The organism is Nitrosospira sp. NpAV, assembly GCF_000832065.1.
In the GTDB taxonomy this organism is placed as follows: Bacteria; Pseudomonadota; Gammaproteobacteria; order Burkholderiales; family Nitrosomonadaceae; genus Nitrosospira.
The window spans coordinates 1-336 of sequence record NZ_JXQM01000277.1; the positions used below are offsets into that span (position 1 = coordinate 1).

A 336-nucleotide genomic window follows, 5' to 3' on the forward strand; every position below is an offset into this window, starting at 1 on the left:
ATAAGAGACAGCGCATTGACCCAGTTCATCTCCGGATTAAAAACAACCATATACTTTTGGGCGATAACCACATTTTGAATATTTCCCTAAAGGAGGCAATTTCATTTACCGATAGTATTAATGAGTTAATTTCAGATGATGGTTTGACCCTGCTGCCCCTTCATTCTGACCGCTGGTATCTGCAGTGTAGTGAAATACCTGAGCTGCAAACATTTCTCTTGAGTGAGGTGGTTGGTCAAAATATAAATAATCTTCTACCTCACGGGAATGATAATTCGATCTGGAACAGCAGAATCAATGAAATACAAATGCTTTTATATGAGCATCCGTTAAATC

1 pseudogene is annotated in these 336 nt (G+C 38.4%); it reads left to right on the plus strand.

Annotated elements, in window-relative coordinates:
* Positions 1–336, plus strand: a pseudogene (locus SQ11_RS18040) (hypothetical protein); the annotation flags it as partial.